The following is a 22,822-nucleotide window of genomic DNA, read 5'->3' as shown; positions in this document are numbered from 1 at the left end:
GTAGTGCCGGTCATGCCACCCGCAGATTTCGCGCCTCGCCCTCGTTCCTGCTGAAAGGACCATCGTCCGTGCCGCTCGTCACCGTCGCCATTGATGGCCCCATCGCCACGCTGACCATGAACCGCCCCGACAAGCGCAACGCGATGTCGGACGCGCTTCTTGCCGAACTGGACGCCTTCTTCTCGAACCCGCCCGAAGGCGTGAAGGTGGTTGTCCTGACCGGCACGGCGGGGCACTACTGCTCGGGCCTCGACCTCTCCGAACATGTCGCCCGCGACGCCGAGGGGACGATGCGCCATTCGCGGGGCTGGCATCAGGTCATGGACCGGATCCAGTTCGGCGGCCTGCCGGTCGTCAGCGCGATGTTTGGCGCGGTCATCGGAGGCGGGCTGGAACTGGCAGCGGCAACGCATGTGCGGATTGCCGAGCCCTCGACGATCTTCCAGTTGCCCGAGGGGCGGCGGGGCATCTTCGTCGGGGGTGGCGCGAGCGTGCGGGTCGGTCGGATCCTCGGCGCGGACCGGATGATCGAGATGATGCTCACGGGGCGGAAGTACGGCGCCGAGGAAGGGTTGCGGCTCGGTCTGACGCACTACGTCGTCGGCGAGGGCGAAGCTCTGGCCCGGGCCGTGGAACTCGCGCACCAGATCGCCGGGAACGCCCCCTTGTCGAACTACATCATGATCCAGGCGCTGGCACGGATCGAGGACATGTCGAAGCAGGACGGGCTTTTCACCGAAAGCCTCTGCGCTGCCATCACGCAAACGAGCCCGGACGCGCTGGAGGGGTTGGCTGCTTTTCTTGAGAAGCGGGCGCCGAAATTCCGCTGAGCTGAAATCGTAAACGGGGGTTGCACGGGGTGAGCGCGGCGGGGCAGAGGTGCCTCGAAATCGAAGGGTGGACCGGACACTGAAGCATGCCGGCTTGGGGGGAGAATGGCGCGGACTCGATATCTCTCGCACGAGGTGATCCGGGAGGATCGTCCCGACGGTTCCATCCTTCTTCGCTCGGCTCACGGCCTCGGCCCCGTGGCGTCGCGGACGACGGACTGGCTTCACGATTGGGCGGAGAGGACACCGGATGCGGTCTTCCTGGCCGAGCGCGATGGGGAAGGCTGGCGCAAGGTCACATACACTGAGGCTCTGACGCAGGTTCGGGCGATCGCCGCGGGGCTTCTGGCGCGCGGGCTGGGGGCGGAGACGCCGATCCTCATCATTTCCGGCAATGGCGTGGATCACGGCCTGCTGACGCTCGCCGCCCAGTATGTCGGCGTGCCGACGGTGCCGGTGGCCGAGCAATACGCGCTGATCCCCGAGGCCAACCGGCAGCTGGAACATGTGACGCGCCTCACGCATCCGCGCATGGTCTACGCGGTCGACGGGGATCGGTTCGGCGCTGCGCTGAACCTGCCGTGGTTCGATGGGCTGGAGAGGGTCGTCAGCGTCAATGTTCCGGAAGGAACGACAGCCTTCGCGAACCTCGCGACGGTCGCAGGGCCCGACGTTGACGCGGCCAATGCCATGGTCGGGCCAGACACGCTCGCCAAGATCCTCATGACGTCCGGCTCCACCTCCTCGCCCAAGGGGGTGCTGACGACGCACCGGATGATGTGCACCAATCAGGCCCAACTCGCGGTCTGCCTGCCGTTCCTGAAGAGGAAGCCGCCGCGCATCGTGGACTGGCTTCCGTGGAACCATGTCTTCGGAGGCAGCCACAACTTCAACATGATGCTCGCCAATGGCGGGGCTCTCTACATCGACGACGGAAAGCCCATGCCCGCGCTCATCGGCCGGACGATCGAGAACCAGCGGCTGGTTACCGGGACCCTCGCCTTCAACGTCCCCGTGGGCTTTGCCTTCCTCCGGGACGCGATGAAACAGGACGCCGACCTGCGGCGCAGCTATTTCGAGAGCCTCGACCTGCTCTTCTACGCGGGCGCGAGCCTGCCGCAGGATGTCTGGGCCGATCTGGAGGCGATGGCGCGCGAGGTCCGGGGCGAGGTGCCGCTTTTCACATCCTCCTGGGGGCTGACCGAAACGGCGCCCGCCTGCCTGATCCAGCACGAGCCGACGAACCGCTCGGGAGTGGTGGGGGTTCCGGTGCCGGGCGTAACTATCAAGCTTGTCCCGGACGAGGACATGCGCTGCGAGGTCCGCGTTCAGGGGCCGACCGTGACGCCGGGTTATTTCGAGGACCCGGCGAAAACCGCGAAGTCCTTCGATGCGGAGGGTTACTTCATCACCGGGGACGCGATGAAGTTCCTCGACCCGTCCGACATGAACAAGGGCATGGTCTTCGACGGGCGGATATCGGAGGACTTCAAGCTTCTGACCGGCACATGGGTGAGGGCCGCGAACCTGCGGCTGGACGTGCTGGCGCATCTGGGCGGACTTGCTGCCGACGTCATCGTGACCGGGGCCGACCGGAACGAGATCGGCGTCTTCATCATTCCTACGGCGTCCCTGCGGGCGCATCCCGATGCCTCAGAGAATGAGGGGGCGCTCATAGTGCCTTCCGAAGCCGCCGAGATTGCGCGCCGCCTCAAGGCCCGGGCCTCCGAAGGATCGGCGACGCGCGTGACCCGTGCCCTTATCCTGTCGGAGCCGCCCTCGGTTTCCGACGGCGAGATCACCGCGAAGGGCAACCTGAACTTCCGGAAACTTCTGACGCGGCGCGCGCAGTTCCTCGACCGGCTCTATGACGATGACGATCCGGCGGCGATACTGATCTGACGTACTAGGCATTCACCTCGTGCCGTGCCGGAAACGGAAAACGATCCGACGATTCAGCCGCTCGGGGTCGATGAACTGGGCGCGGACGGCCCGGGCGAACGCCACCCCGACCTTGGACTTTCTTCAGTCCGAGATACCCGTGCGAACCCGGATATCCGTCACAGGCTCGCGGTGATCCCGCCATCGACGTAGAGGACATGGCCGTTGACGAAGCTCGAAGCGTCGGAGGCCAGGAAGATGCAGGCGCCAACGAGTTCCTCCACCTTGCCCCAGCGTCCTGCCGGAGTCCGCTTTTCGAGCCAGGCGGAGAAGGCCGGATCGGCGACGAGCGCGGCGTTCAGGGGCGTGTCGAAGTAGCCGGGCGCGATCGCGTTGCACTGAAGCCCGTGGCGCGCCCAGTCGGTTGCCATCCCCTTCGTCAGATTCCCGACCGCGCCCTTGGTCGCGGTGTAGGGGGCAATCCCCGGGCGGGCGAGGGCAGTCTGGACGGAGGCGATGTTGATGATCTTCCCGGCGCCCCGGCCAATCATGTGGCGCGCGACGGCCTGTCCGACGTGAAAGACCGAACTCACGTTTGTCTGAAGAAGCCGCTCGAAGGCGTCCGGCGGAAAGTCCTCCAGCGGGGCGCGATGCTGCATGCCGGCGTTGTTCACGAGGATGTCGATCCGCCCGACCCGATCCTCGAACGCATCGATGGCTTCCCGGACCCCGGCATGATCCGTGACGTCGAACGGAAGCTCATGGACGGTCGCTCCGTCCGCCCTGAGGGCTTCTGCCGCACTTCTGAGCTTTTCCTCGTCGCGTCCGTTCAGGACTACCTCCGCCCCTGCCGCGGCGAGCCCTTTGGCGAGGGCGAAGCCGATCCCCTGGGAAGAGCCTGTGATCAGTGCGCGGCGCGCCTTGAGCGAGAAAAGGTCGAGGTTCATCCATCCGTCCCGTTTGAATCGTCACCAGGACTCTACCGATAGCACAGATGACGAAGCCGCGCCCGGCCTCAGGGCGACCCGAAGCATGAATGTCTTCGGGTCGGCCGGGGCGGCTGCCGCCTTCGCCGGTTCAGGTCATCCGATAGCCGGGGGTCGAGTTCGAGATGGACAGTTCCTCCACGTCCATGTCGGCGCCGAACGGCTCGAAAAGCGGCGTTGACAGGTAGCGCTCCCCGGTGTCGGGCAGCATGGCGAGGATTACCGTTCCCGGAGCGGCCGTTTCGGCGATCTTGCGGGCGATGGCGAATGTCGATCCGCCGGAGACGCCGGTCATGATGCCCTCTTTCGCGGCAAGCTCGCGCGCCCAGTGCATCCCGTCGGCGCCGCTGACCGGGACAAGATCGTCATAGTAGCCGCCGTCGATGGCCTCCTGCAGCACGAGCGGCACGAAATCCGGGGTCCAGCCCTGGATCGGGTGTGGCTCGAAAGCCGGGTGGCTTTTCGCCGGCCCCCCGTCGCCCGACCGCTCCTGCGGGATCCCGGACCCCACGAGTTGGGCATTCGAGGGTTCGGACAGGATGATCTTCAGGCCGGGGCGGGCCTTCCGCAGCGCGCGTCCCAGTCCGGCGACCGTGCCGCCGGTGCCGTAGCCGGTGACGACGTAGTCGAGTTGCTGCCCGTCGAAATCGCCGATGATTTCCTGTGCGGTCGTATTCTCGTGCATCTCGGCGTTGGCCTCGGTCTCGAACTGCCGGGCCAGGAACCAGCCGTGTCTTTCCGCCAGTTCCTTCGCCTTCATGTACATGCCCGTGCCCTTCTCGGCCCGGGGAGTGAGAACCACCTTCGCGCCGAGATAGCGCATCAGTTGCCGCCGCTCGACGGAAAAGCTGTCCGCCATCGTGACGACGAGCGGGTAGCCCTTCGATGCGCAGACCATCGCAAGCCCGATGCCGGTATTGCCGGACGTGGCCTCCACCACGGTCTGGCCGGGCTTCAGCGTTCCGTTGCGTTCCGCCGCCTCTATGATGTTGAGCGCGAGCCGGTCCTTCACGGAGGCCGCCGGATTGAAGAACTCGCACTTGACGTAGATCGTCACACCCTCGGGGGCGAGGTTGCGCACCCTGACAGAGGGCGTGTCGCCCACCGTGTCCAGAATGCTGTCGTAAAGACGCTTACGTCCGGAAGTCCTTCGGGGCGTTTCCTGAATTCCTGTCGAGTTCTTCATTTCATCCTCCTTCTGCCAGGCGCAGTTGTTCGGGCTTCTACCCTCTGACGGGGCATATGTCGCTGACTGCCTATTCAAAGTGTAACACGCTTTGGGATCGGCGCGGGGCGCCACGCGGCAGACAGGCGGATCGGGTCGGGCATCGCCGGCGTGCCACGGCGCGCGCGCACCTCACGCAGAAGGGCGGCGATGCCCAGGCAAGCCGACACGATGGCGCCGATCAAGGCGGGTGCGGCACCGACGGAAAGATCGTAACCGATGCCGAAAGGCGCGGCGGCGAGCATGAGGCTCCGCATCCGGATCGTGTCACGTTGCATCCGCCCGGCCATGATGAGGGAACAGGCGGCGATGGCGAAGACGGACGCAACGCCGCTCCAGGTCAGGAAGCCGATCAGGGCGGCGGCAGGGATGAAGCCGAAACCGAGCTTCCTGAGCCACGGGCGGTCACCGGCGATGAGCGCGATCACCGTCTGCGTAGCGCCAAGAAAGGCGACGCCCGCACCGCTCCATGCGCCGAGTAGCGCGTATTGCGCGCCGTAGTCGGCCCCGATGCCGAACTGCACCGTCAGGATGGACCGGCGCTGCCGGAACATGGGCCAGGCAAGCTGACAGGCGAGCCCCATCGCACCGAAGCAGGTGGCAAGCACATTGCCCTGAAAAACCTCTGCGAGCGTCTGCATTTTCGAAACCTCCAGAAAAACCGACTGAATGGTTTGTAAAAGGCAGACTTTTCGGTCTGTTTTCTGGATGCGTGACGGAGTGCTTCTTTGTTTTCAGAACAGCGGGTTGAGCGTTTCAGTTGTTTCATTGCCCTGGCGCGCCATTGTCCGAAGGCCCATTGTTCTGGTAAAAGGAACCAAAGATCCTGTTCGAGGTGAGCATGACCCGGAAAGGACAAGCCTCTCGCGAACGCATTCTCATGACCGCGAAGAAGCTGGTGATGCAGAAGGGGTTCGCCGGAACGTCGATAGACGACATCCTCGAGAACGGTGGGTTCTCGAAGGGTGCGTTCTTCCATCACTTCAAGTCGAAGGCGGAACTCGCCGAGGAACTCGTCCGTTGGCACTCGGCCCAGGACCTCGCGATGTTCCGCACGCTCGCGGCGCAGGTCGAAGCGCGCCGCGACGATCCTCTGGACCAGATGATGCTGTTCCTGAAGCTGTTCGAGGACTACATCAGCAATTCCGAGGACCCCTCACCGGGCTGCATGTACGCGGTCTACACCTATGAAAGCATGCAGTTCGCGCCGGAGGTCCGGGACTTCGTCTCGGACACGCTCAGGGACTGGACCGCGATCTACGTGAGGAAGTTCCACGAGATCCTCGACACCTACACACCTGTGCGCCCGGTGACCGCGCGGCAGCTGGCGGAGATGATAGTGTCGATCATCGAAGGCGCGCTCGTCCTGCAGCGCGCCTACGGCAACGTGGAGATCGCCGCGCGGCAGTCAGAACAGTTCCGAAGCTACCTGGAGCTTCTGTTCCGCCCCGAGCCCGCGCCGGTGGAGTGAGATGGCCTGTCCGCCGTCACCTTGCGGTGCGGCGGACGGCGTTCCAATGTTCGGTGATGTCGGCGGCGAGCTTCTCGGTGAAGAGCCGGTTCGTGCCGTCCTCAATCACCGAGATCCTGAGCACGGTCGCCCCGCGCCAGACGGCCGTCCGAAGGAAATATCGCCCGGTCGCGTTCAGCCTCTCCGCCACGGCCTGCGCGTAGGCGGCCGCTGCTTCGACGCCCTCCTCCATTCCGAAGGACAGCACGACCTGGTTCAGGTCGACCCTGTTGCGGACGGTCACGCCCGGAACGTCGCGGATCGCCTCCGCCAACGCCCGGGCCGCGGCGCAATGGCCCTCGACCATGCGCGCGACGCCGCGCCGGCCGAGCGCCTGGATCATGGACCAGGCCGCAAACCCGCGCGCCCTGCGTGAGAGTTCAGGGTTGTATTCGGTCGGATTCCGGCCGTCCTCCGGCGAATGGTTGAGGTAGCCCGCCGTCACGTCCATCGCCCGGCGATGCGCGTCCGCGTCGCGAACGATGGCGAAGCCGGAATCGTAGGGCACCTGCAGCCACTTGTGCCCGTCCACCGACCACGACTGTGCCCGGCTCACCCCGCATGACAGGTGCCGAAGGCGCGGACTGGCCTGCGCCCAGAGGCCGAAGGCGCCGTCGACATGCATCCACGCGCCGTGTGCCTCGCAGAGGTCCGCGATCCGGTTGAAGTCGTCGAAGGCGCCCGAGTTGATGTGCCCGGCCTGGCAGATGACGATGCGCGCGGTGGCCGGTTCCGCCATCGCTTCGGCAAGCGCATCCGTATCCATGACGCCCTGATCGGTGACGGCGATGCGGCGGATCTGGTCGTTGCCGAAGCCGAGGTAGCGCAGCGCCGAATGGTTGGCCACGTGCGCGTCCGCGCCGATGTAGACGGTGATCGGCGGTGCACCGGCGAGGCCGGATTTCTCGATGTCATGCCCGGCACGGCGCAGCACCTCGCCACGGGCCGCCGCAAGGCCGACGAAGCCCGCCATCGTCGCGCCGGTCGTGAAGCCGACGGAACTTTCCTCGGGTAACCCGAGTAGGTCGAGCAGCCAGGCCCCGGCCGCTTCCTCGGCCACGGCCGCCGCGGGGGAGCACTGGTAGATCGCGGCGTTCTGACCCCAGATCGAGGTCAGCCAGTCCGCCGCGACGCCGGTCGGGTGCGAACCACCCATGACCCAGGCGAGAAAGCCCGGATCGGTGTTGCCGACCAGTCCCGGTTCGGCGGCCTCGATCAGGTCCCGGATGATGTCCATGCCGTCGCGGCCCTCGACAGGCAGGGGGCGGTTGAACTTCCGGCGCAGTTCGTCGAGGCTCGCCGTCGGATCGAGCGGCCGTCGCCCCTCTCGGAACGACGCCGCATAGCGCGCCGCATAGAGAAGCTCGGGAGGGGTGAGGCGGGGGAAGAATTCCTGTTTCATCTCGGGTGCAGCCAGGTCGGGAGGAAGTTGTAGGCGTTCTGGATCGCCTCTGCCTCCAGGCCGAGATCCAGCATTTCCAGCCTGCGCTTGAGCGCGCCGCTATTGAACGCGTCGAAGGTTTCGGTCGCGCCGCCGAGGTGTTCGCCTCCGACGAAGATCTGCGGAATGGTCACGGCGCCGGTCTTCTTGGCAAGCGCCTGGCGCACCTCTCCGCCCCAGCCGTTTTCGCGGTACTCGGCGGAATCGAGATCGACCGAGCGATATTCGATGCCGGCGGCGGCGAAGAGCTTGCGGACCGACCAGCAGAATTCACACCATTCCAGCGCGAACAGAACGACAGGTGTCTCCCGGTCGGAGATGAGTTCTTCGACATGCTCCATCGCCTCGGCCGATGGCTCGGGCGGCGTTGCGGAGGCCGCTGCGGGGGCGGGCGCCGCGTCAAAACGGAAGCGCGGGGTCGAAGCGGCGATCTCCATCTCCTCCCCGGTCATGGTCTCGGGAACGTCGGCGAAGAGCGGGGTCGAGAGATAGCGTTCGCCCGTGTCGGGCAGCATGACGAGGATGCGCGACCCCTTGGGGGCCGTCTTCGCGATCTCGAGCGCGCCGGCGAAGGTCGCTCCGCCGCTGATGCCGCAGAAAATGCCTTCCTTGCGCGCAAGCTCCTGGGCGCATTTCAGCGCCGCATCGCCCGGGATCGGGCAGAATTCGTCGATGAGCCGCGCCTCGAGAACGTCGTTGGCGAGCTTCGGGATGAAGTCGGGCGACCAGCCCTGCATGAGGTGCGGGCGGAAATTCGGGTGGCTCTTTTCGGGGCTGCCATCGGCAAGGTAGCTCTGGGCTATCCCGGAGGACAGAAGCGGTGCGTTGTCGGGCTCGCAGGCGATGACCTTCGTCCGCGGGCTTTTCGCCTTCAGCACGCGCGCGACGCCCTTCATGGTTCCGCCCGTCCCGAAACCGCTGACCCAGTAGTCGAGGCCGGTTTCGGCGAAATCTTCGAGGATCTCTTCCGCGGTCGTGCGGGAATGCATGTCGGGATTGGCCTCGTTCTCGAACTGGCGGCAGAGGAACCAGCCGTGCTTTTCGGCCAGTTCCCGCGCCTTGGCGACCATGCCGCTGCCCTTTTCCGAGGCGGGAGTGAGGATCACCTTCGCGCCGAGAAAACGCATGAGCTTGCGCCGCTCGACGCTGAAGCTTTCGGCCATGGTGACGACGAGGGGGTATCCCTTCTGGGCGCAGACCATGGCGAGTCCGATCCCGGTATTGCCGCTGGTCGCCTCGATCACGGTCTGGCCCGGCTTCAGGCTTCCGTCGCGCTCCGCCGCCTCGATGATGCCGAGAGCGAGCCGGTCCTTGATCGAGCCGAGGGGGTTGAAGGATTCGAGCTTCACGAAAAGCTCGACGCCTTCAGGCGCGAGGTTGTTGATCCGCACGACGGGCGTGTTGCCCACGGTATCGAGGATGGATGACTTGATGCCCGGCATTGCGGATCTCCTTTCAGACGGGTGCGGGATTCACTGCGCGAAGGTTGCGGTCGCGACGGCAGGCTTCGTCCGGCGCTTCGTGCGGCGAGGCCATTCGCAATAGGGGCCGACGACCTCGGGGGCAGTGGTGCCAAAGCGGTGATACTTGACGGTGGCAGACATCGTTCTTTCCTTTCCGGTCTGCGACGAAGGGGACTTCTGGTGCCTTCGTCCGGTGGGCGACGGGGGCCATGCCTTCCGCGTCACATGGGAAATTGTTGATGTCAGACAGACTGCCCCCCGGCCGTTTCAGCGGGATATCGCGCTGGCCGGGGTTTCGTTTCGATTGTTTCAGCGGAAACGGGTGGCGGCCGGAAGCCTACTGCGGGTCGTATATGTAGCCCACGCCGCGAACGGTGCGGATCACTTCCGGCTTCTGCGGGTTGAGCTCTATCTTCTTGCGAATCCGCGAAATCCGGATGTCGATGCTGCGGTCGAACGGGTCCCAGGACCGGTCGTGCGCGCCCTCGAGGATCTGGTCACGGTTCAGGACACGGCCGCGGTTCCGCGCGAAGAGCTTCAGGAGGTTGTACTCCATCGATGTTAGGGGGATCTCGTTTCCGTGTGCGTCCGTCAGCTTCGCCGCCTCGATATCGAGCCAGGCCTTGCCGAAGGGGAAGCGCGTGCGCTCGGCTTCCGGGACGACCTCCTGCGCGGCACGGCGGCGGAGAACCGCCTTGATCCGCGCCGTCAGCTCGCGAAGGTCCACGGGCTTCCCGAGATAGTCGTCCGCGCCCATTTCGAGGCCGACGATACGGTCGACCACTTCGCCCGCGGCCGTCAGCATGATCACCGCCGGTGCGTCGCTGTCCTGAAGGCTCCGCAGCACCGAAAGGCCATCCTCACCCGGCATGTTTATGTCCAGAAGGACGAGCCCGGGCGCATCCGCGTCCAGTATCTCCCGAAGTTCGGCGGCGTTGCCGGCGCAGCTGATCCTGAATCCTCGCTTCCCGAGGTATTCGGCGAGCATCTCGCGCACGTCGGCTTCGTCGTCGCAGACGACGATATGCTGTGTCTCGCTCATCCCGGACCTCCGGGGTTCTGCATCGCTTCCTGCATCTTGTGGGCAAGCTTGCGCAGTTCTCCGGGCGCGATCGGCTTTTCCAGGAACGGACAGCCGGCGCTTTCCAGGAAACCGCGCACCTGCGGGCTCATCGTGTCGCCTGTCACGAAGCCGACGCGCCTTGCGAGGCCGGGGAAATCCCGCTGAATGGTCTCGTAGAACTCGCGCCCGTTCATCCCTGGCATGTTGAGGTCGCTGAGGACCAGCGAATATGTCCGCTCCCTCAGGAGCCCTATCGCTTCCCGCGCGGAGGCGGCGCTGTCGACCTCGTAACCGTCCTTTGTCAGGATTTCGCGGATGAGGTCGGCGACATCCGGTTCGTCGTCGACGACGAGGATGCTGCCCCGCGCCTCGCCTTCCTCCGTCGTTCCGGCTTCCGATTGCGGTGCCGTCCCGGTGGCCGCTATCGGCAGACGGATGAAGATCGTCGCCCCCTCCGCGGTGGGGGGTTCCACGCGGATCAGTCCGGAATGGGCGGTCACGACGCGGTGGCAGAAGGCAAGGCCGATCCCCGTGCCCTGTCCTACCTCCTTCGTCGTGAAGAGCGGGTCGAAGATCCGGCTCCTGATCTTTTCGGGAATCCCCGGCCCGTTGTCGGCGACGCGGATATCCACCGCCTGCGCCGCCTTGTCGAACCGCGCGGAAATCCGGATCAGATCGCCGGTGCCGCTGTCCCGGATCGCCTGGTCGGCGTTCTTGACCAGGTTGATGAGGACCTGCGCGATCTGGTGCGCATCCGCGTGGATCGGGGGCAGGTCTTCCGGGACGTCGGTCTCGACCGGAGTGTCCAACCCGTCCGCGCCCTGCTGCAAGGCGTCGATCGCCATGTCCAGCGTTTCCGACAGGTCGATCGCGGAAAGCTTCGCCGGCTGCTGCCGCGCCATCGCGAGGAAGGACTTGACGATCCGCGCGCAGCGTTCGGCGGCATCGCTGATCTTCTCGATCCGCCGGAGCGTTTCCGGGTCGGCGGTTTCGTCGCGCATCATGAGCGCGTGCCCGACCACGACGGAAAGGGGGTTGTTCAGTTCATGCGCTACACCGGCCAGCAGCTCGCCAAGCGCGGACATCTTTTCCGCCTGGAAGATCTGTTCGCGCTGCTCGGCGAGGGTGCGGCGCATGTCCATTTCCTTGGTGATATCGACGGTCGAGGACACGACGACTTCTTCGCCCCTGTATTCGATGAGGCGGGCGGAGACGAGGCAGGGGAAGTGCGTCCCGTCGGGCCGGACGCCGGTGACGGGCATGTCATCGACCCGGCCATCGGGAAGCAGTGCCGTGATGAAATCGGCCCGTTCTTCCCGCGCCGCGAAATGTTCATGCGAATGGCGCGCCGGGCCAAACAGCTCCGTCGCCGCGGGCGAGCGGTAGATGATCCGTCCGTCGCCGACGCGCGACATCACCACGTTCGCCGGGCATGCCTCGAGGACCTTGCGCAGGAGGACGTCCGCCTCGCGTTCGTTGTCCTCGAGCTTTCGGCGCTCCGTTATGTCGCGCTGGGTCACGAGGAAGCCGCCCGTGGCGGTCTGGCGGATGCCGATTTCGTGGGTTCGACCGTTCGCCGCCTCCAGCTCAAGGGGCTGAACGTAGCGGTCGCCGTCGGCGAGGCGTGCCTCCATCCATTGCAGCCGGTCCCTCGCCGAGGGCGACATCGCCCCGCGCGTGACGGACTCCCGCAGGAGCATGTCCCAGGTGACGCCGCGCACGATGATGCCGGTCAGCGTGGGGTTGAGGCCCAGGTATCCCGCGTTGCAGCGCACGAGGCAGGCGTTTTCGTCGAAGATCGCGAGGCCCTCGGAGAGCGCCTCGATGACCTCGCCGAGAAGGTCATACGGCTGCTCGCCCGCTCCGGCTATCCTGTGTTCGCGGCTGCGAACGTGAGTGGCCCCGGCCCGCGCGGCCATCGTCAACCCACACCCTGGTTGGCCTTGACCTCGGCCTCAAGGCTCAGGATTTCCTCGGTTCCCTGCTGACCGAGGTCCAGCTTTCCCGACGGCCGGACCGAAAAGCGTTCGTCGAGCTGGTCGGCAAGGGCGTGATTGGCGACGATCTTCATCGGCCTGGCATGCTGGCAGAGAAGGTTCGCCTGGCTGACCGCCGGGCCGAACACGTCGTAGATGTATTTCTGGACACCGACCACCGAACCGATGACCGCCCCGGACGAGACGCCGATCCGGCAGTGCCAGTGGATCGGATGACCGGCATTCCGGCTTTCGAGGTAGCGGATGAAACGGATCGCGGCATTCGCGACGGAAAGCGCGTGCCCGTCGGCCGGGTCGGGCATGCCCGACATCGTGATGTAGACATCGCCGATCGTCTTGATCCGCTCGCAGCCGAACTGTTCGCCGATGCGGTCGAAGGCGGTGTAGATGTCGTTCAGTTCGCTGACGATGACGCCGGGATCGTGCTGGCTGACCAGGTCGGAGAAGCCCGAGAAGTCCAGGCAGAGGACCGAGACCTGTTCATAAAGCCTTGGGGTCACGACGCCGAAGGTCTTGTATTCCTCGTAGACCGACCGGGGCATCATGTTCAGCAGGAGCTTTTCGACCTGCTCCTTCTCCCGCTTTATCTCCCGCGTGTTGCGCTCGACCATCATCGAATAGGAATCGATCATCGACTCCAGTTCCTTGATACGCGTGATGTTCTGAAGCACCAGAACCGCGATCGGTTCCTCGCCGTCCAGGGCCCGGTTGAAGACCATCGCGACGGACATGGTGCGCCGGCGGACGCGGAACGTCGCTTCGGTCGCGAAACGTCCGTCGTCGGTCAGCGCCTTCTTGAGCGCGGCGATGTCGAAATCGGGAAAGAGGTCGCTCAGCTGTTGGCCCAGTTCGCTGTCGCCGAACCATTCCCGGAAGGTGTCGTTGAAGAACCGGAAACGCAGCGTCTCCGTGTCGAGAAGGGCGACCCCGACGCCGATCGCGCGCAACAGCTGTTCGTTGATCGCCTCGATTGACATGGCCTCAATCCACCACGAGGCCGCGGCGCAGTTCGAACGCCTTGGTGATCGTTTCGACGTCGTCCGGCTCCACCCCGTGATCCGCCAGCGTCTCGCCGAGGATCCGCTTGAGCGTGTCGAAATGCGCGTCAGCGATGCTCAGCCGGGCATGCATCTTCTGGATCTGGTCGTCCGTGTAGGCTGCGGGACCTCCCATCAGCGAGGATACGAATTTCGTCTGGTGATCTACGATCCGGCTCATTTCCACTTCATCGAAGAATGGCCCGACCTCGTCATCGTCCAGCAGCCGATCATAGAGATCGAGGACGATCTTGCTGACAACCGAGAAGCCGCCGTACTTGTCGAAGAGTGTCCTGTCCATGCGTCCACCCTTGGTTATGCGGTGCCGCACATTCACGCGCGGTCCGCGTGCATATCCGGAAATCATCGGCAAATCGGGCCTTTCTGGCAAGGAATTTGACTTCATGGCTCCCGCGAAGTGTCCGTGCCGGCCGTTTCAGCCGTGTTTCGCGCTACCGGTATGAATGTTTCAGTTGTTTCTGGCGTGCGGGGTCGCGGCGAAGGTTCGAAACACGAAATCTATGTCTGCGAAATCCGCCTGAAACCCGGCGGTGGCAACTTGTCTTCATCAAGGTTCAGACAAAGGAGAGCGAACGATGATGAAGTATTTCAAGGAGTTCCACCAATCCCGGGGCGAACGCCGCATGGCGCGGCTGGACTACAGTTCGACGCGCCACCTCTCGGATCACATGCTGAAGGACATCGGCCTGAGCCGGGACGATGTAAGCCGCATGGCCTACCGCGTGGGGTGAAACACGCCGACTTCCTCCCTTGAACTGGCCCGCCTTCCAAGGCGGGCTTTTTTTGTCCCGGATGTGCAGGAAATGAAAAGGCCCCGCTCGATGTGAGCGGGGCCTTTCTGTGTTGGCGGGCCGGATCACGCCGCTGCGCGCTGCCCGTCCATGCCGTCGGCGATCCAGTTCTGGATTGCCTTCATCTCCCTGTTGAGCGCCACGTGGAGCCCCTTCACCCCGTCCATCGTCCAGGCGAATGAGGCGACTTGGTCGGTGATCTCGAAGAAGCCCGCGGAGAGTCCGTCGCGCAGCGCCGGATAGCTTTCGGGCCGGCCGGCGAGGATCGCGTCGGAGAGGATCTCGGCATCACGGAACGCATCGGTGATGCCATGCGCGGTGATCGGGTCCTTGAAATAGCCGGCATCGCCGACGAGCGCCCAGCCCGGCCCATGAGACTGGCGCAGGAAGCCGCGTTCGCCCGCGAAGGCCACGACCTCTCCGGTCGGGCGTGCCCCGGCCAGATCCGCCGCCATCTCGGGAAGATGCTCGCGCATCACGGCGTCCATGCCTTCGGCACCCTTGCCGCGCAGCTTCTCCCCGAACGCCGACTGGGGAACGGCGACGAAGACGCAGCTCTGCCCATCGTTCGTCGGGATGATGCCGCCCGAGGCGCCCGGCCGGAAATACCACCGATAGCCGCGGTTGGGGATGCCCTCGAAGTAGCGGTAGGCCACGGAGGAGGCGAAGCGGGATTGCTTGACCACCTCTGCGCCGGCGCGGCGCGCGACCGCGGAGCGGCGCCCGTCCGCGCCGATCACGATGTCCGCGCCGATCTCCTCGATCCGGTCCGTGCTCCGCCTGGTCCGCAAGCCGGCCACGCGGCCGTCGATTCCGTGGAGGAAGCCCGCGAAGCCCGTTCCGTACCGGAAACTCACGCCGCCGTCGGCCGCGGCTTCGACGAGCGCCGCGTCAAGGACCGTGCGCCGTGGCGCATAGAGCGCGTCGGTGCCGTGCATCGGGCGAATGTCGACGTCAACGGTCTCGTCGCCGTAGATGAAGGAGGTCCGACGGATCGCCGGCGTGCCTTCAGCCCGGATACGGTCGAGAATTCCCCATTTGCCGAGCTGCATGGCCGCGCCGCGCATCAGGGCGTGCGTGGACATCGTGTCGGTCCCCGGCTTGTCGTGATCTATCACGAGGACCTTCGCGCCCTGCCTTGCAAGCAGCATGGCGGTGGCCGCTCCGGCGCAGCGTGCGCCAACGATCACTGCGTCGTAGTGGTTCTGTTTCGTGTTCGCCGTCATTTCGAATGCTCCTTTCATGCGGCTATTGCTGTTGGGGTGGACAATTGACGGAGGATGTCGCGGGACAGGGCTGCGGCGTCCTGGCCGACCCCGTCGATGAAGGCCGAGCTGCGATGGCGCATGAAGGGAAGGCCAAGCACGTAGAGGCCCTCCACCGGCGTCACGCCGCCGTGGTTACGGATTTCTCCGTCGTCCCGGAAAACTGGCAGGTTGAGCCAGGGGTAGCGTCTCCGGTAACCCGTGGCCCAGACGATGGTCTCGATGCCGTTCGCCCGCAGGTCGAGCGTCGTCGGAGTTCCGGCGAACGGTGGCGGCGCGGTCCAGGCGGAAGGTTCCTCGGCCACCGGGCGCCCCGAGGTGCGGATATGCGCGTCGATCCGGGTCAGAAGCTTCTGCCGGCGTGCCTCGGCGGCGGCGCATTCCTCGGCCAGTTCGTCGGAGAGATGCACGAGACGCCCGGTGGCGCCGAGCGCCCGGCCAACAACCCGCACCCCGCGTGCCGCGAGGCGGTGGAGGTCGATGTCATGGCCGTCCTCGGTTCCGATCAGCTGGAGTGACGGCTGAGACTGCAGATGCCGCGGATCGGCGTCCGGCGGGCGCCGGTCCGTCAGGAAGCCGCTGGCATCGAGCCAGTGAAAGATGTCACGCCCGCGATACCGGCGCGGCGCGCGGACATGTCTGCCCGCGGCCAAAACGACCGAGCGCCCCGAGGTGCTGATCTCTTCGGCGAACTGGATGCCGGTCGCGGAGGACCCCACGACGAGAACGCCGCCCGAGGGAAGGTCATCCGCGCCGCGATAACGGTCGGGCGTGATCTGAAGCACGCCGTCGGGCAGTTCCCCGGCCCAGTCGGGCACGTTCGGGCGGTCGCAGGCACCAGTCGCGATCACGGCGGCGCGCGCGGCCCAGGTGCCCTTGCTGGTGGAGATCAGGAAGCGGCTGCCGATCCGGGACAGGCTGTACACCTCCGCGCCTTCGACGACCGGTGCGTCGAAGCTTTGTGCGTAGCCGGACAGGACATCGACGAATTCCGCCGAAGCCATGAAGCCGTCGGGGTCGCTGCCCGCGTAGGCATGGCCGGGAAGCCGCGTCATCCAGTTCGGCGTGAGAAGGCGGAGGGAGGGCCAGCGCTCCGAAATCCAGCGCTCGCCCACGCGGCCCCGTTCGAGGATAACGTGGTCTATGCCCCGGTCGGTGAGGCACCGGCTCATCGCGAGACCGGCCTGCCCCCCTCCGATAATCGCTACGTCAGTCCGCATGGTCATCTTGTCGCTCCGCAGTTCTGTTCTGCGGGGAGGTTTACGGACGCGGTGTTTCAGGCTGACGCCGGAGAATGGGCCGTCGTGTTTCATTTGTGTCCCAGGGCTGACGGCCAGAAAGGTCGCGCCCCCGAACACGAAGAAGCGCCCGCGACGAGGCGGGCGCTTCCAGGGGGATTGGGCTGGCCGTCAGGCTCCGGGGCTGGACAGGGTCGCCTCGGCCTCGGCGAGTGTCACGGGGCTGGCCCAGCTTCGTGTGACCGCGCTCCGGAAGGAGCGGTTGCCGCGTCTGCCAATCCCCGTGTGGTGATAGAGCGTGCCCTTTGAATGTGAGGTTTGGGTGTTCACTGCCGTTCCTCCTTTCGGATCGGATTCGGCCGGGCGGCGGGCCGCCCGGCCGGTGTCTCAGTTGGCGATGGCCGCGACGGTGACGGGAACGCCATTCGTCAGGATGTCGAACACCGCCGAGCGCGCAACCGACTGCTGGACGATCTTCTCGAGTTCCTCGTCGGGCGCGTCCCCCTTGATCTTGAAGGTGGCGCGGATGCCGCCGAAGCCGTTGCGCACCGTCTTGTCCATGCCGAAGATGCCGACGAGGTCGATATCGCCCTCGATCACGGTTTCGACCGAGTGAAGCTTCACCTGGCGGATCGAGGCGATGTTCCCGATCCCCGCCGTGATGCAGGAGGACAGGGCGGCCAGCACCAGTTCGACCGGGGTCGGGCCGTTGTCGCCGCCGACCAGCACCTTCGGGTGGTCCGCGTTCACGACCTGGGTGACGTCATGGGCCTGTTCGCCGCCCGCTCCGTAGAAGGTCGTGAACTCCGTCTTGCTGTGGGTTCCGGCGACCCAGCTGCCCTTGGCCTTGAAGGTGAACTTCGCGAGGTCGCGGTTCCCGTCCACGACGCCCAGCGTCGCGACGAGCGTGGGAACGTCGACGCCGTTCACGGCGACTTTGGCGTTCTTGTCCTTGGTTTCGGTGGTCATTTGTATCGTCTCCTCTGTGCTTCTGTCGTCGTCTCTTCGGGACGGCGGCTTTTCCTTTCGGCCGTCGCCCGAGACAGGGCGGTTCTAGGAGGCAGGTGTTTCAGTCGGATGCCAGGGGCCGGGGCGCGGCGTTTCAATGATTTCAGCGCGGGCGGGGACAATGCCATTGCATGGGGCGTCCGCGCGGTCTGTAATCGTCCCGCCAGACGCACAAGACCCGAGGCCCGGACGTGTCCGAGTTTGCAGACCTTCTTCCGCGGACGCGCATCGCCTATTTCACGATGGAGATCGCGCTCCGCCCCGAGATGCACACCTATGCCGGCGGGCTTGGCGTGCTTGCGGGGGATACGGCGCGGTCCTGCGCGGACCTGTCGCTGCCGGTCGTGTTCGTGACGCTCATCAACCGCGAAGGATACCTGCGACAGGAAATCAACGGCGCCGGCTCGCAGGTCGTGAAGCCGGATCCCTGGACGCCGGAGGATTGGGCGCGGCCCCTGGACGCGATGATTGCCCTCGAAATCGGGGACCGCGCGGTCTGGGTGGGGCCCTGGCTCTACCTTCTGCGCAGTCCGGCGGGGGGCGTGGTTCCGGTCCTCATGCTCGACACCCGGCTCGACCAGAACGACCCGGAGGACCGGGGCATCACCGACAGCCTCTATGGCGACGGTGACGAGTACCGGCTGAAGCAGGAAATCGTCCTCGGCATAGGCGGTGTGCGGATCCTGAACGCGCTGGGCTTCGCAATCGAAACCTTTCACATGAACGAGGGGCACTCGGCGCTTCTGGCCGCGTCGCTGCTCTGCCGCTACCCGCATCAATTCGGGAACAAGACTGCCGATGGCCTGAAGTTCGACGCCGACCGGGTCCGCGAGCGGTGCGTTTTCACGACCCATACGCCGGTCGAGGCAGGGCACGACAAGTTCGACTACGGTTCCGTGGAGCGGTTCGTCGGGAAGATCCTTCCGGTCGATCAACTGAGGCTCCTCGGCGGCGAGAACCACCTCAACATGACGCGGCTCGCCCTGAATCTCAGCGGCTTCATCAACGGCGTGGCCGAACGCCACGCGGACATCACCCGGAAGATGTTCCCGGTCTTCCGGATACGGGAGATCACGAACGGAATACATGTCGCAACCTGGGCGCATCCGGCCGTGGCGAAGCTCTATGATAAGGTCGCACCAAGCTGGCGCCACGAGCCGGAAGAACTGGTCAATGCCGACCTCATCGAAAACGAGGCGATCTGGTCTGCGCACCAGGGCGCCAAGGAAGAACTGATCGCGGAGGTGAAAAGGCTGACCGGGCAGGAGCTTTCGCCCGACATCCCTCTCATCGCGTTTGCCCGCCGGATGACGGGCTACAAGCGGCCCGACCTCCTGTTCGAGGATACGGACCGCCTGCGCCGGATCGCCAAGGATCGGCCATTCCAGGTCGTGATGGCCGGGAAGGCGCATCCGAACGACGCGACGGGTCAGGCGATCATAAGGGAACTGCACGAACATGCGCGGAAGCTTTCGGACGACATCCCGATGGCGTTTCTGCCCGATTACGGGATGTCGCTCGCGAAGGTCCTCGTTTCCGGGGCCGACATCTGGCTCAACACACCGCTGCCCCCGTACGAGGCTTCCGGGACCAGCGGAATGAAGGCCGCGGTGAACGGGGGGCTCAATCTCAGCGTGCTGGACGGGTGGTGGCTGGAAGGCTGGATCGAGGGCGATACGGGCTGGTCGATCGGGGCGGATGGCAGCGACCCGAAGCGGCACGCCCGGATGCTCTACGACAAGCTCGAAGGCACGGTTCTGCCGCTCTATTACGACGACCGTCGGGGCTGGATCCGCATGATGAAGGAGGCGATGGGCAAGATCGGCTGCCGCTTCAACAGCCAGCGCATGATGCGGCGCTACGCGTCCGAGGCCTATCTCAAGTAGGGCGCTTTCCCGTCAATCGAGCGTGCGGCGGAAGCGGGCCAGCGCGATGAGCGAGAAGGCGGCGACGAAACCGAGAAGGGCGAAGACCGGGCCGCTGACGTTCTGAATGTCGGCCCCTTTCAGCATCACCGCGCGGACGAGCCGCAGGAAATGCGTCAGCGGAAAGAGCTCGCCGAGGATCTGCGCCCAGCCCGGCATCCCACGAAACGGGAACATGAAGCCTGAAAGCAGGATCGAGGGAAGGAAGAAGAAGAACGTGAGCTGCATCGCCTGCATCTGCGTCCGGGCGAAGGTGGAGATCGTGTAGCCGAGGATGACCATCGACAGCACGAAGATGAGGACGCCAAGGAGCAGAAGCCAGAGTCCTCCCACGAAAGGCACGCCGAAGAGGCTTTTCGCCGCGACGAGGATCACGAGGACCTGGACCGCACCGACCCCGAAATAGGGCAGGACCTTGCCGAGCATGATCTCGAATGCCGTCGCCGGCATGGCAAGAAGGTTCTCCATCGTCCCGCGCTCGATCTCCCGGGTCAGTGCGATGGAGGTCATCATCACCATCGTCATTTGCAGGATCACGCCAAGAAGCCCCGGCACGATGTTGTATTGCGTGATGCCTTCCGGATTGTACCGGCGGTGGACGACCACGCGCAGCTGACTGCGGGCGGCTTCGGCCGCCTGCGCCTCGGCGTGACGCTCGTGGAGAAGAGCCTCCGCCGCGACCTGGCCGAGGGTGGAAATGGCCCCCGATGCGACGGCCGGATCGGTCGCGTCCGCCTCGATCAGGATCTGCGGATCGTCTCCGCGCTCGACGCGCCGGCCGAAGTCCGAAGGAACCGTGACGATGAAGGAGACCGCCCCGCGTTCCAGCAAGGCTTCCGCTTCGGTCGCGCTGACACCGGCATGTTCGAACCGGTAATATCCTGTCAGTTCGAGCGCGGTGACGATCGCGCGTGTATAGCGGTCCTGCGTTGCGGACACGAGGGCGGCAGGCAGGCGCTTCGGGTCCGTGTTGATCGCGAAGCCGAAGAGAACCAAGAGGATCAAGGGCACGCCCAGCATCATCGCAAAGGTGATACGGTCACGCCGCATCTGGATCGCTTCCTTGACGAGAAGCGCGCGAAGCCTGCGTGGCGAGAAGCGCCGGATCATTGGGTGGTCCCCTTCTTCTCTCCGATGAAGCGGATGAACGCGTCTTCAAGGCTCGTGTCCGCCGGTGACACGCGAACACCGGTTTCTGCGGCGACCTTGTCGACGGACTGCCGCAAGAGGGTCCTGTCCCGGCCCACGACGTGAAGCTTCGCGCCGAACGGGGCGACCTGGTCCACGCCGGGTTGGTGCAGTAGCAGCCGCTCCGCCTCGTCGATCCCGCCTCCCTCAAGAAGAAACGTATGAAGCCCGGCGCGGGCGATCACGTCGTCGACGGTGCCGCTGACGATGAGTGTTCCGAAGGAGATGTAGTTGATCTGGTGGCAGCGTTCCGCCTCGTCCATGTAATGCGTGGTGACGAGAACCGTCATCCCGCCGGCGGCAAGCTCGTGGATTTCTTCCCAGAATTCGCGCCGCGCCTTCGGGTCCACACCCGCCGTCGGTTCGTCCAGCAGCAGCAGCTTCGGCCGGTGCATGACGCAGGAGGCAAGGGCGAGGCGCTGCTTCCATCCGCCGGACAGCGTCCCGGCCAGCTGGTGACGGCGGGCCGTGAGTCCGAGCGTCTCCAGCGTGTCGCGGACGTCGGTGCCAGCGGGGTCGAGCCCGTACAGGCCAGCGACAAAGCGCAGGTTCTCCTCGATCGTGAGATCCTGGTAGAGCGAGAAGCTCTGCGTCATGTAGCCGATCTCTCGCTTGATCCGGTCGGCCTCGGTCAGCAGGTCATACCCGAGCACGGTGCCGCTGCCCTCGTCGGGCGTCAGGAGCCCGCACATGACGCGGATCATCGTCGTCTTTCCCGATCCGTTTGGTCCGAGGAAGCCCGAGATTTCGCCTCTCTGGACGGTCATGGAGACCTTGTCGACGACCGCCTTCCCGCCGAACCGTTTCACGAGGCCTTTGACGTCGATGGCCGCGTCGGTCATTTCGTCTCGTCCAGCCTTACGTCGACGATCTGGCCGGGTTTCAGCGCGAACGAGTCATCCGATGGGCGCGCCTCGACCAGGTAGACGAGCTTCTGCCGGTTCTCGAGCGAGTAGATGACCGGCGGCGTGAACTCGGGCGCGTCCGAAACATAGGTGACGGTGGCGGATTCGTCCGGCGCGCAGCCGTCGCAATCGACGGCAAGTCGGGTGCCGGGCGCGATATCGGCGATCGAGGCCTCGGGCACGTAAAGCCTCAGGAGTACGGCTCCGTCCGGCAGGACCGAAAGGACCGGCGCCTGCGGGCCGGCCATTTCGCCCGGTCGGCGCAGGATTTCGAACACGGCGCCCTCGGCCGGTGCCGTGAGGGTGCGCTGTTCCAGTTGCCAGGAGGCGGAATCGCGCCGGGCACTGGCTTGCGAGACCGCGGCCCCGGCCGCTTCGATCTGGTGCTGCCGCGCCGGAAGCCGGGCGACCGACAGATTGGCCTGGATCTCCGCCACCTGGGCTCGCGCCACGTCGAGCCGCGTCAGCGCGTCGTCCACCTGAGACTGCGGCGTGATTCCGCGGTCGAACAGGTCGATCTGCCGGTTCGCTTCCCTCTCGGCTTCGCGTTCCTGCGCCTGGGCCGAGGCGAGCGAGGCTTCGATAACCCTGATCTCCGCTTCCCGCATGCCTTCCTTGAGGTTTGAAAGCTGGCTCTCGGCCTGGGCGAGAGCCGCGACAGCCTCTGCCACCGCGATCTCGGCGTCGCGCGTCTCCATCCGGGCGAGCGTCTGCCCCTGCGCCACGCGATCGCCGCGCCGAACGGCCATCTCCTCGATCCGCGCGGTGGCGACCGGCGCGATCAGTACGAATTCGCCCTCGACATAGCCGGTCGCGAGCGGGGGCGGCGACGCGCAGGCCGCGAAGAAGCTGGCAAGGACGGTGATCGAACAGACAAGATCTGACATCGTTTCGACTTCCAACGGTCAGGGCCGGACACGTTCCGGATCGCCGGGGGGCGAAGTCCGGAAGCTCGGTCCGGCATTCCCAGTTTTTCCAGAGGATCACCGAGATTGCCCACCGATGCCAGCCCCGGCTTATGCCATGCCGGCTTCTGTTGCCGCCAGGC

The 22,822-nt window shown here is 65.4% G+C and carries 22 protein-coding genes and 1 pseudogene; 5 read left to right on the top strand and 18 right to left on the bottom strand.

All coding sequences use genetic code 11. The annotated features are described in order from the left end of the window. Positions 1 to 68: 68 nt before the first annotated feature. Positions 69 to 830 (top strand): crotonase/enoyl-CoA hydratase family protein, encoded by a 762-nt coding sequence (locus tag ABCN56_RS06680; protein ID WP_343079978.1) that lies wholly within the window; start codon positions 69 to 71, stop codon positions 828 to 830. 105 nt (positions 831 to 935) lie between these two features. Continuing rightward, positions 936 to 2,732 carry a feruloyl-CoA synthase gene (locus tag ABCN56_RS06675; protein WP_343079977.1) on the top strand — a complete coding sequence of 599 codons (1,797 nt, stop codon included), beginning with the start codon at positions 936 to 938 and terminating at the stop codon, positions 2,730 to 2,732. 158 nt (positions 2,733 to 2,890) lie between these two features. Here the strand turns inward: ABCN56_RS06675 and ABCN56_RS06670 are convergent, their stop codons facing one another. The 3 genes from ABCN56_RS06670 to ABCN56_RS06660 form a co-directional block, all read right to left on the bottom strand. Further along, on the bottom strand, positions 2,891 to 3,658 hold the full coding sequence (locus ABCN56_RS06670) for an SDR family oxidoreductase (RefSeq protein WP_343079976.1): 768 nt from the start codon (positions 3,656 to 3,658) through the stop codon (positions 2,891 to 2,893). Positions 3,659 to 3,788: 130 nt separating this feature from the next. After that, positions 3,789 to 4,883, bottom strand: a complete 1,095-nt coding sequence (locus tag ABCN56_RS06665) for a PLP-dependent cysteine synthase family protein (RefSeq protein ID WP_343079975.1) — start codon at positions 4,881 to 4,883, stop codon at positions 3,789 to 3,791. A gap of 74 nt (positions 4,884 to 4,957) precedes the next feature. Beyond that, the gene (locus tag ABCN56_RS06660; RefSeq protein ID WP_343079974.1) at positions 4,958 to 5,563 is read right to left on the bottom strand and encodes a YgjV family protein; all 606 of its coding nucleotides are present in this window, start codon (positions 5,561 to 5,563) and stop codon (positions 4,958 to 4,960) included. A 239-nt stretch (positions 5,564 to 5,802) separates the two neighbouring features. Between ABCN56_RS06660 and ABCN56_RS06655 the strand changes: the two genes are divergently transcribed. Next, the gene (locus ABCN56_RS06655; RefSeq protein ID WP_343079973.1) at positions 5,803 to 6,393 is read left to right on the top strand and encodes a TetR/AcrR family transcriptional regulator; all 591 of its coding nucleotides are present in this window, start codon (positions 5,803 to 5,805) and stop codon (positions 6,391 to 6,393) included. Between the two features lie 16 nt (positions 6,394 to 6,409). Here ABCN56_RS06655 and ABCN56_RS06650 read toward each other — a convergent pair whose 3' ends face one another. From ABCN56_RS06650 to ABCN56_RS06615, 8 genes and pseudogenes are all read right to left on the bottom strand, one after another. After that, on the bottom strand, positions 6,410 to 7,834 hold the full coding sequence (locus tag ABCN56_RS06650) for a pyridoxal phosphate-dependent decarboxylase family protein (RefSeq protein WP_343079972.1): 1,425 nt from the start codon (positions 7,832 to 7,834) through the stop codon (positions 6,410 to 6,412). Then, on the bottom strand, positions 7,831 to 8,214 hold the full coding sequence (locus ABCN56_RS06645) for a glutaredoxin (protein WP_343080130.1): 384 nt from the start codon (positions 8,212 to 8,214) through the stop codon (positions 7,831 to 7,833). Before ABCN56_RS06645 ends, ABCN56_RS06650 begins: the two co-directional genes overlap by 4 nt. Positions 8,215 to 8,277: 63 nt before the next feature. After that, positions 8,278 to 9,315: pseudogene (gene cysK, locus ABCN56_RS06640) on the bottom strand (cysteine synthase A); the annotation flags it as partial. 30 nt (positions 9,316 to 9,345) lie between these two features. Next, positions 9,346 to 9,477, bottom strand: coding sequence for a hypothetical protein (locus tag ABCN56_RS06635; protein ID WP_343079971.1), 132 nt, complete (start codon positions 9,475 to 9,477; stop codon positions 9,346 to 9,348). Between the two features lie 196 nt (positions 9,478 to 9,673). Then, positions 9,674 to 10,378, bottom strand: coding sequence for a response regulator (locus tag ABCN56_RS06630; RefSeq protein WP_343079970.1), 705 nt, complete (start codon positions 10,376 to 10,378; stop codon positions 9,674 to 9,676). Then, complete coding sequence (locus ABCN56_RS06625; RefSeq protein WP_343079969.1) at positions 10,375 to 12,318, bottom strand: hybrid sensor histidine kinase/response regulator; 1,944 nt, start codon at positions 12,316 to 12,318, stop codon at positions 10,375 to 10,377. Before ABCN56_RS06625 ends, ABCN56_RS06630 begins: the two co-directional genes overlap by 4 nt. Before the next feature lie 2 nt (positions 12,319 to 12,320). Beyond that, positions 12,321 to 13,373 carry an adenylate/guanylate cyclase domain-containing protein gene (locus ABCN56_RS06620; RefSeq protein ID WP_343079968.1) on the bottom strand — a complete coding sequence of 351 codons (1,053 nt, stop codon included), beginning with the start codon at positions 13,371 to 13,373 and terminating at the stop codon, positions 12,321 to 12,323. A 4-nt stretch (positions 13,374 to 13,377) separates the two neighbouring features. Further along, the gene (locus ABCN56_RS06615; protein WP_343079967.1) at positions 13,378 to 13,734 is read right to left on the bottom strand and encodes a group I truncated hemoglobin; all 357 of its coding nucleotides are present in this window, start codon (positions 13,732 to 13,734) and stop codon (positions 13,378 to 13,380) included. A 295-nt stretch (positions 13,735 to 14,029) separates the two neighbouring features. Here ABCN56_RS06615 and ABCN56_RS06610 point away from each other — a divergent pair, with 295 nt between their 5' ends. Continuing rightward, on the top strand, positions 14,030 to 14,185 hold the full coding sequence (locus tag ABCN56_RS06610) for a YjiS-like domain-containing protein (protein WP_343079966.1): 156 nt from the start codon (positions 14,030 to 14,032) through the stop codon (positions 14,183 to 14,185). Between the two features lie 125 nt (positions 14,186 to 14,310). Here ABCN56_RS06610 and ABCN56_RS06605 read toward each other — a convergent pair whose 3' ends face one another. From ABCN56_RS06605 to ABCN56_RS06590, 4 genes are all read right to left on the bottom strand, one after another. Then, the gene (locus tag ABCN56_RS06605) at positions 14,311 to 15,471 is read right to left on the bottom strand and encodes an NAD(P)/FAD-dependent oxidoreductase (protein ID WP_343079965.1); all 1,161 of its coding nucleotides are present in this window, start codon (positions 15,469 to 15,471) and stop codon (positions 14,311 to 14,313) included. Positions 15,472 to 15,485: 14 nt separating this feature from the next. Further along, complete coding sequence (locus ABCN56_RS06600) at positions 15,486 to 16,736, bottom strand: flavin-containing monooxygenase (protein ID WP_343079964.1); 1,251 nt, start codon at positions 16,734 to 16,736, stop codon at positions 15,486 to 15,488. A gap of 183 nt (positions 16,737 to 16,919) precedes the next feature. Next, entirely contained in the window at positions 16,920 to 17,078 is a 159-nt protein-coding gene (locus ABCN56_RS06595) for a hypothetical protein (protein ID WP_343079963.1), read from the bottom strand. Positions 17,079 to 17,135: 57 nt separating this feature from the next. Next, on the bottom strand, positions 17,136 to 17,717 hold the full coding sequence (locus tag ABCN56_RS06590; RefSeq protein WP_343079962.1) for an OsmC family protein: 582 nt from the start codon (positions 17,715 to 17,717) through the stop codon (positions 17,136 to 17,138). Between the two features lie 230 nt (positions 17,718 to 17,947). Here ABCN56_RS06590 and glgP point away from each other — a divergent pair, with 230 nt between their 5' ends. Further along, entirely contained in the window at positions 17,948 to 19,642 is a 1,695-nt protein-coding gene (gene glgP / locus ABCN56_RS06585; RefSeq protein ID WP_343079961.1) for an alpha-glucan family phosphorylase, read from the top strand. 12 nt (positions 19,643 to 19,654) lie between these two features. Here glgP and ABCN56_RS06580 read toward each other — a convergent pair whose 3' ends face one another. Genes ABCN56_RS06580 through ABCN56_RS06570 form a run of 3 tightly spaced genes read right to left on the bottom strand, consistent with a single transcriptional unit; the run spans position 19,655 to position 22,661 of the window. Beyond that, positions 19,655 to 20,791, bottom strand: coding sequence for an ABC transporter permease (locus tag ABCN56_RS06580; RefSeq protein WP_343079960.1), 1,137 nt, complete (start codon positions 20,789 to 20,791; stop codon positions 19,655 to 19,657). Further along, positions 20,788 to 21,711: an ABC transporter ATP-binding protein gene (locus tag ABCN56_RS06575; protein WP_343079959.1), complete on the bottom strand. Its 924-nt coding sequence runs from the start codon at positions 21,709 to 21,711 to the stop codon at positions 20,788 to 20,790. The genes ABCN56_RS06580 and ABCN56_RS06575 overlap by 4 nt, the downstream gene beginning before the upstream one ends. Further along, positions 21,708 to 22,661, bottom strand: a complete 954-nt coding sequence (locus ABCN56_RS06570; protein WP_343079958.1) for an HlyD family secretion protein — start codon at positions 22,659 to 22,661, stop codon at positions 21,708 to 21,710. Before ABCN56_RS06570 ends, ABCN56_RS06575 begins: the two co-directional genes overlap by 4 nt. Positions 22,662 to 22,822 lie beyond the last annotated feature (161 nt).

Source organism: Ostreiculturibacter nitratireducens (assembly GCF_032670585.1).
GTDB lineage: Bacteria > Pseudomonadota > Alphaproteobacteria > Rhodobacterales > Rhodobacteraceae > Ostreiculturibacter > Ostreiculturibacter nitratireducens.
This window is presented reverse-complemented; position numbering and strand designations above follow the sequence as displayed.